The organism is Kitasatospora phosalacinea (genome assembly GCF_000716545.1).
Taxonomy (GTDB): domain Bacteria; phylum Actinomycetota; class Actinomycetes; order Streptomycetales; family Streptomycetaceae; genus Kitasatospora; species Kitasatospora phosalacinea.
Genome location: NZ_JNWZ01000051.1, coordinates 40,238 through 47,365 on the forward strand (window position 1 = coordinate 40,238; position 7,128 = coordinate 47,365).

At 73.2% G+C, this 7,128-nt stretch carries 6 protein-coding genes; 2 read left to right on the forward strand and 4 right to left on the reverse strand.

Annotated features, from left to right (window positions below; all coding sequences use genetic code 11):
* Positions 1-26 precede the first annotated feature (26 nt).
* Positions 27-3,206 (forward strand): AfsR/SARP family transcriptional regulator, encoded by a 3,180-nt coding sequence (locus OO48_RS23985; protein WP_033219689.1) that lies wholly within the window; start codon positions 27-29, stop codon positions 3,204-3,206.
* A 16-nt stretch (positions 3,207-3,222) separates the two neighbouring features.
* On the opposite strand, the gene OO48_RS23990 is transcribed toward OO48_RS23985, so the two are convergent.
* Positions 3,223-4,056, reverse strand: coding sequence for an alpha/beta fold hydrolase (locus OO48_RS23990; RefSeq protein WP_033219691.1), 834 nt, complete (start codon positions 4,054-4,056; stop codon positions 3,223-3,225).
* A gap of 95 nt (positions 4,057-4,151) precedes the next feature.
* Positions 4,152-4,988 carry an alpha/beta fold hydrolase gene (locus OO48_RS23995; RefSeq protein ID WP_033219693.1) on the reverse strand — a complete coding sequence of 279 codons (837 nt, stop codon included), beginning with the start codon at positions 4,986-4,988 and terminating at the stop codon, positions 4,152-4,154.
* A 429-nt stretch (positions 4,989-5,417) separates the two neighbouring features.
* Here OO48_RS23995 and OO48_RS24000 point away from each other — a divergent pair, with 429 nt between their 5' ends.
* Entirely contained in the window at positions 5,418-5,999 is a 582-nt protein-coding gene (locus OO48_RS24000; RefSeq protein ID WP_033219694.1) for a sigma-70 family RNA polymerase sigma factor, read from the forward strand.
* Positions 6,000-6,126: 127 nt separating this feature from the next.
* Here OO48_RS24000 and OO48_RS24005 read toward each other — a convergent pair whose 3' ends face one another.
* Positions 6,127-6,600, reverse strand: coding sequence for a Dps family protein (locus OO48_RS24005; protein ID WP_033219696.1), 474 nt, complete (start codon positions 6,598-6,600; stop codon positions 6,127-6,129).
* A gap of 299 nt (positions 6,601-6,899) precedes the next feature.
* A partial coding sequence (locus OO48_RS24010) for a response regulator transcription factor (RefSeq protein WP_033219698.1) occupies positions 6,900-7,128 on the reverse strand: 229 nt, incomplete at its 5' end.

A 7,128-nucleotide genomic window follows, 5' to 3' on the forward strand; every position in this document is an offset into this window, starting at 1 on the left:
GTCGAGCGGGATTCTGGATGAGTGCGATGACAGGTGTGGGACCGGATCTCGACTTCGAGGTGCTGGGTCCGCTGGTGGTGCGGCGGGCGGGGTCGGTGATCGACCCGGGACGACGCAGGCAGCGGCTGCTGCTGGTCCGCCTGCTGCTCGCCGACGGCCGGGCGGTCGCTCCGCAGGTGCTGTGCGAGGAACTGTGGCCGCAGCAGCCGGGACGGACACCGGACGGGGCGCTGGGCTCCCTGCACGCCCACGTCAGCAAGATACGCGCGGTCCTGGAACCCCGGCACCTGCGCCGGAAGGGCACCTGCGAGGTGCTGGTCACCGAGCCCCTGGGCTACGCCCTGCGGGTGCCGCCCGGGAGCCGTGACACCGTGCGCTTCGAGAGGGCCCTCACCCAGGCCCACCGGTTCATGGAGCAGGGCCGGCCCGAACGCGTCGTGGAGGAGACCGGAAAGGCCCTGGCGATGTGGCGCGGCGCCGCGTTCGCCGACGCCGCGCACCACCTGTTCGCCGTCAACGAGACGGCGCGCCTGGAAGAACTGCGCCAGACCACCCGGGAGGTCCGCACCGCTGCCCTGCTCATGCGGGGGCGGATCACCGAGGCCCTGGACACGGCGCAGGAGATGACCGCGGAGCACCCCCTGCGGGAAACCGGCTGGGCCCTGCTGCTGCGCGCCCTGTACCTGGCCGGTCGGCATCCCGAAGCGCTTCAGCGCTACACCGACCTGCGCCGGTACCTCGCCGACGAACTCGGCCTCGAACCCGGCCCGGCCCTGCGCGCGCTGCACCACGGCATCCTCCAGCACGACCTGCCGCCCCTTCACCCGGCCGACGAGCCGAACGGGTCCGGCACGGCGTCCCGCTCCGGCGGGAGTGCCGGACCCGGGCGCGTCGCGCTCGGACCGACCGCGTCCGGGACGCCCGCGGAGGCCGGGGCGCCCGCTCCCCCCGGCCCGGCGGACGGCGAACCGGCCGACGCCGCCGATCGGTCCGACGCGGGTCGCGACCAGGCCGCGGGCCTCGGGGGGACCGCGTCGCCGCCCCGGACGCGTCCGGCACAACTGCCGCTCGGCCTGGCGGTGTTCGCGGGGCGGGAGGTCGAGGGCGCCTGGCTGTCGGCCGTGAGCGGTGCACCGGGCCGGCCCGGAACGACCGCGGCCTCCGCCGTGGTCATCAGCGGTGCTCCCGGTGTCGGCAAGACCACCTTCGCGGTCCACCACGCCCACCGCATCGCCCCCTCCTTCCCCGACGGGCAGCTCTTCGTCAACCTGTGCGGGTTCCATCCCCACGCGCCCGCCGTCGAACCCGGCAACGCCTTGCACGGCTTCCTGACCGCCCTCGGCGTTCCCGCCCAGCACATCCCCGAGGACACCCCCGGCCGAAGCACGCTCTTCCGCAGCCTCCTCGCCGACCGGCGGATCCTCCTCGTCCTGGACAACGCCCGCGACGAACAACAGGTGCGCCCCCTGCTGCCCGGCGGAGCGGGTTGCCTCACACTGATCACCAGCCGCAACCAGCTCCCCGGGCTGATCACCACCGACGGAGCCAGACCCCTCACCCTCCCACTGCCCTCACCGACGGAGGCCCACCAGGCCCTCGAACGGCGCCTGGGTGCCGGAAGGCTGGCCGCCGAACCCGCCGCCACGGCCGACATCATCCGCCTGTGCGGACGGCTCCCCCTGGCCATGGCGGTGGTCGCCGCCCGCGCCGAACTCGATCCCGCCTTCCCCCTGCACGCCATCGTCGACGACCTGCGAGAGACCCACGGCAGTCTCGACGCGTTCACCGGCTTCGACTCCACCACCGACGTACGCGCCGTCTTCTCCTGGTCCTACCGGTCCCTGGACGAGCCCACGGCCCGGCTGCTGCGCCTCCTGGCCCTGCACCCGGGCCCCCACGTCACCGCGCCCGCCGCCGCCAGCCTCGCCGGCCTCCCGCTCCCCCGGGCCCGCCGCGCCCTCGCCGGCCTGGTCGGCTCCTGCCTCGTGGAACAACCGCTGCCCGGCCGCTACAGCCTGCACGACCTCCTGCGCGGCTACGCCACCGAGCTCGTCCACACCCACGACACCGCCCGGGAACGCCACCACGCCACCCTCCGGGCCCTGGACCACTACATGTTCACCGCCCACGAGGCCAACCAGCTCCTCAAACAGGACACACCGCCCGACCTCGACCTCGGTGCGCCCGGCCCGGGCGTCACCCCGGAGAACCTCACCACCGTCGAGCAGGCGACCCGCTGGCTCACCGCCGAACACCAGGTGCTGACCGGCCTGCTCCACACCGCCGTCAGCCAGGAACTGGACCACCACACCACCGGGCTGGCCTGGTCGCTCAAGGAACACCTCAACCGCCAGGAGTTCTGGCCCGAGGCCATCACCGCGCTGACGCCCGCCCTCGAAGTGGCCCGACGTCACGGCAACCGCCTCGAAGAAGGCCGTTGCCTGCGCCACCTCGGCCACGTCCACGGCTACCTCGGCCACCAGGAGCAGGCCCTCCACCACCTGCGACGCGCCACCGGGATCTTCGAGGAGCTCGACGCGATCGGCGAGCAGGCACGGGCCCACTACGTCACGGCGTGCGCGTTGTTCCTGTTCGGGCGGGTCCAGGAGGCGGTGGCGCACTCCGAACGGGGGCTGGAACTGTCCCGGGAGACGGGCGAGGAGCTGTGGTTGGCCGAGTGCCTCACCGAGCTCGCCTGGTTCCACTCCAACCTGGGGCAGCTCGAGAAGAGCCTCCGGTACAGCGGGGAGGGCATCGCCCTGTTCCAACGCCTCGGCGCACCGTGGCAGCTGGCCCAGGCGTGGGACATCCTGGGCCACAACCTCCGCATGCTCGGCCGCTACGAGGAGTCGGTGGCCACCTACCGGCGGGCGACGCGGGCGTTCGAGGAACTGGGCGACCACCGGAACGCCATCGGCGCGCTGATGCGGCTCGGCGACACCCGCCTGGCCCGGGGCGACAGGGAAGGCGCACGGGCGGACTGGGTCCGAGCCCTCGAAGGCGCCGACGAGCGGGCCATGTCCCACAGCGCCCAGCAGGTTCGTGACCGGCTCACCGCCCTGGACGCGGGCACGGACCCCGCGCCGCCCCTTCCGGAGAGAGCGGAGGGGAACCACCGGCTCCCGGTCCCGAGGAACGGCGGCCCCGTGCGTCGGGATCCCGAGCGGGACGGCACGGCGGACGGTCACCCGTCCGCCGTCCGCTGAGCTCCGGCCCCGCCCCTTACTTGGCGAGGAAGGCGAGGAGGGCGTCGGTGACCTCCTCGGCGTGGGTCCACAGCAGGCCGTGCGGGGCGCCCTCGACGACGACGTAGTCGGCCTGCGGGAGCGCCTTGCGGAAGGGCTCGCCGGTGGCTTCGATCGGCAGGATGCGGTCGGCGGTGCCGTGCAGGATCAGTGCCGGCACGTCGATCTTGGCGACGTCGGCCCGGAAGTCGGTGGTCCAGGTGGAGACGCAGGCCAGCGAGGCGTACCAGGAGGCGCCGGCGGCCACGTTCCAGCTGTGGCGGACGGCCTCCTCGCTGATCCGGGTGCCGAGGTTCTCGTCCAGGTTGTAGAAGTCCTGGTAGAACGCGCTGAAGTAGGCGTACCGGTCGGCGGTGACGGCCTGCCCGATGCCCTCGAAGACGCTCCCGTCGACGCCCTCGGGGTTGTCGTCGGTCTTGAGCAGGAACGGCTCCAGCGAGGCGAGGAAGGCGGCCTTGGCGACCCGGGCGGAGCCGTGGGTGCCGAGGTAGCGGCCGACTTCGCCGGTGCCCATGGAGAAGCCGACGAGGACGGCGTCGTCGAGGTCGAGGGTCTCCATGACGGTGTTGAGGTCGGCGGCGAAGGTGTCGTAGTCGTAGCCGGTGGTGGGCTGGCTGGAGCGGCCGAATCCGCGCCGGTCGTAGGTGATGACGCGGTAGCCGGCCTTCAGCAGGGCCGCGGCCTGCTTCTCCCAGGAGTGGCCGTCGAGCGGGTAGCCGTGGATCAGCACGACCGGCTGCCCGGTGCCGTGGTCCTCGTAGTAGAGGTCGATGGTGGTGGAGTTCTCCTGGCCGACGGTGATGAACGGCATGGTTGTTGCTGCCTCTCGATGTGGGGTGTGGTGCGAAGGGGGTGGCTCGGGGGTGCCCGCCGGAACGGTTCTCCGGCCCGGGCAGGCGGTTGCGGTCAGCGGACCGTACGGGCCGCGTCCTCGACGACGCGCGTGACGGCGTCGGGGCGGGAGACGGACACCGCGTGCGAGGCGTCGACCTCGGTGGTGCGGGCGTGCGCCCGGGCGGACATGAAGCGCTGGGCGGCCACCGGGATGTTGAGGTCCTGGGTGGTGACCAGGGACCAGGACGGAATGGTCTTCCAGGCGGCCTGGGTGGACTTCTCCTCCAGCGCGGCGGCGGCGACCGGACGTTGTTCGGCGGCCATCAGCCGGGCCTTCGCGGCCGGTACGTCCGCGGCGAACTGGTGGCGGAACTTGTCGGGCTTGATGTAGACGTCCGCGCCCTGGCTGCCGTCCGGCAGCGTGTAGTTCACCGGTTCGACCGCGTCGCCGAGGGTGCTGCCGGGGAACTTGTCCGTCAGCCCGATCGAGCTCTCGCCCGCGTCGGGCAGGAACGCGGCGATGTAGACGAGCGCCTTGACCTTGTCCTCCAGGCCCGTGGCGGCCTGGCTGATGACGGTGCCTCCGTAGGAGTGGCCGACCAGGACCACCGGGCCGTCGATGTGCTCGACGACGCTGCGCAGGTAGGCGGCGTCGACGGCCGGTCCGCGCAGCGGGTTGGCGGCGGCCACCACCGGGTAACCGGCCCGCTGCAGCCGCTCGACGACCCCGTCCCAGCTGGAGGCGCCGGCGAACGCCCCGTGCTCCAGCACGATCGTCGGCCGGGCCGGCTGGCGGGGGGCCGCGCCGGCCGTGCCGGGCAGGGCGACCGCCGTGACGGAGAGGCCCACGGCCGCTACGCCGAGCAGGGCGACCAGACGGGCGGGTCCGGTCGGTCGGGTGATGCGCATCTTCGACGTCCTTTGATTCGGGTGCGGTTGGAACGGCGCGGGGGCGTCGTCCTGACTGGTCGGACGGTGGCGGCCCCGGGGCCTGGACGGCCCTGCCGGCCGCCGCCACAACAGCCGACAGGGCTGACGTCCGGTCAGGGCTCCCGTGCGCCCGGACGTCACTGCTTCCTACGAGCGCTCCCGCACCGCGGTTCACCGTTTCCTCGGTGGTGATCCCGGCGCCCTCCCGGTCCGGGCGGCCGCGGGGGAGCTCCGCGCAGCCCCCTGACGGGCAGGGCGGCGTTCCGGGGGCGGGCGGTGCGGGTCGGGAAGCGGCGCGACAAGGAGACGACAAGGTTCGGCGAAGGGGTCGCGTCGAGTGTGGAGCCGTTCGCCCGCGCAAGCGGGAGAGCACGCCACGGAACACGCGAACAGAATCGGGCACCACCCATGAACGGAACCACGGAGGCGGGGACGACCCCCCTCGCTCCGACTCGGGCACATGCCCGGCACGTCGCTTCGGACACCGACCGCGACGCCTTCGTACGGGACATATACCAACAGCACGGCCCCCTGCTCGTCCGCTACGCCGCGCGGCTGCTGGACGGTGACTGGCACAGGGCCGAGGACATCCTCCAGGAGACCGCGACGCGCGCCTGGAAGCACGCCGGGCTCTTGAGCACCCGCGGCGAGCACGTCCGGCCGTGGCTGTTCACCGTGGTCAGGAACCTGGTCATCGACCACCACCGGGCCCGGCGGGTCCGGCCGCTGGACCTGATGGCGGTCGAGGACCTGGACACCTCCTGGGACGGCACGGAGTCCACGATCACCTCCCACGCGGTGCTGGAGGCGCTGCGGGAGCTGAAGGAGCAGCACCGGACCGTCATCCGCCTCATGTACTACCTGGAATGCAGCGTGGCCCAGGCGGCCGAGCACCTCGGCATCCCGCCCGGCACCGTCAAGAGCCGGGCGTTCTACGCCGTGCGGGCGCTGCGCAAGTCCCTGGAGAGGCAGGGCGTGCTCGGCGGGTAGCCACGGCGCGGTCGGACGGTGTCGGCGCGAGGTACTGGACGGTGTTCGCCGGCGGGCTCCCGGTCGTGCTCGTCCAGTTCCTCCGCAGGGCCGCGCACCGCCCTCCGGCAGTGCGGGTCCTCCCCCGTCAGACCCTGTTCTCCGCCTGGAACATCCAGCTCTGCTTCTCCAGTTCGGCCGTCAGTCCGATGAGGAGGTCCTGGCTCACGGCGTCCGCCGGACCGGTCTCCTCGATCCGCTCCCGCACCCTTCCGATGACCTCGGAGAGCGCCCGCACCAAGGCGTCGACGGCGTCGCCGTCCTTCGTCCAGCCCGGCGGGAGGGCAGGCACGCCGCTGGTGCCCGCGACGGTGACCGCCCGTCCGTCCGGACTCACTCCCAGCGCGGCCGCGCGTTCGGCCACGGTGTCCGCGTAGTCGCGTGCGACCGCGGCAACCTCGTCGAGCTGGGCGTGGACCGAGCGAAAGCGCGGGCCGTACAGGTTCCAGTGCGCCTGCTTGGCCATCAGGGACAGGTCGAGCAGGTCGACCAGGGTCGCCTGGAGAGCGGCGCCCGCGGTTTCGCGGTCGCTCTCCGGCAGCGGGCTGTTGATGATCGTCATGGGTCCGCGGACCTCCGGGAGTGTCGTCGGCATCCCGGTGAGGAAGCCGACAGGTTGCCGTCTGGATGGGCACGGCCGTCGCAGGCACCCGCCTGGACCGCCGATGACCTCGACGCTGCATACGGCCGCGGCCCCCGGGGGGTTCAGCTCCTCCGGCACGCGGCCGTGCGGCACCGGTCACGGGACCGGCCCCGTTCTCCGGTAGCGGCCCGCGTCCGGGTCGGGTGGGGCAGTCGACGGCGGAGAGGAGGTCGGCGGCGGTGGCCGCGGGGGCGGGGAGGTCCGGGCGAAGAGGGCCGTCACCCGCCGCCCGGCGAACCGGCCGCGACCAGGCCGGACTCGTAGGCGGCGATGACGGCCTGGGCCCGGTCGCGGACGTCGAGCTTGGCGAAGAGGGCGGTGATGTGGTTCTTGACGGTGGAGCGGCTGAGGTCGAGGGCGGCGGCGATGGCGTCGTTGTCGAGGCCGGTGGCGATCAGGCGCCAGACCTCGGTCTCGCGCGGGGTGAGGTCGGCGGGGGCCGGGCGC

Coding starts and splice junctions, on each gene's coding strand:
- OO48_RS23985 (WP_033219689.1), top strand. CDS start 27: ATGACAGGTGTGGGACCGGATCTCGACTTCGAGGTGCTGGGTCCGCTG.
- OO48_RS24000 (WP_033219694.1), top strand. CDS start 5,418: ATGAACGGAACCACGGAGGCGGGGACGACCCCCCTCGCTCCGACTCGG.
- OO48_RS23990 (WP_033219691.1), bottom strand. CDS start 4,056: ATGCCGTTCATCACCGTCGGCCAGGAGAACTCCACCACCATCGACCTC.
- OO48_RS24005 (WP_033219696.1), bottom strand. CDS start 6,600: ATGACGATCATCAACAGCCCGCTGCCGGAGAGCGACCGCGAAACCGCG.
- OO48_RS23995 (WP_033219693.1), bottom strand. CDS start 4,988: ATGCGCATCACCCGACCGACCGGACCCGCCCGTCTGGTCGCCCTGCTC.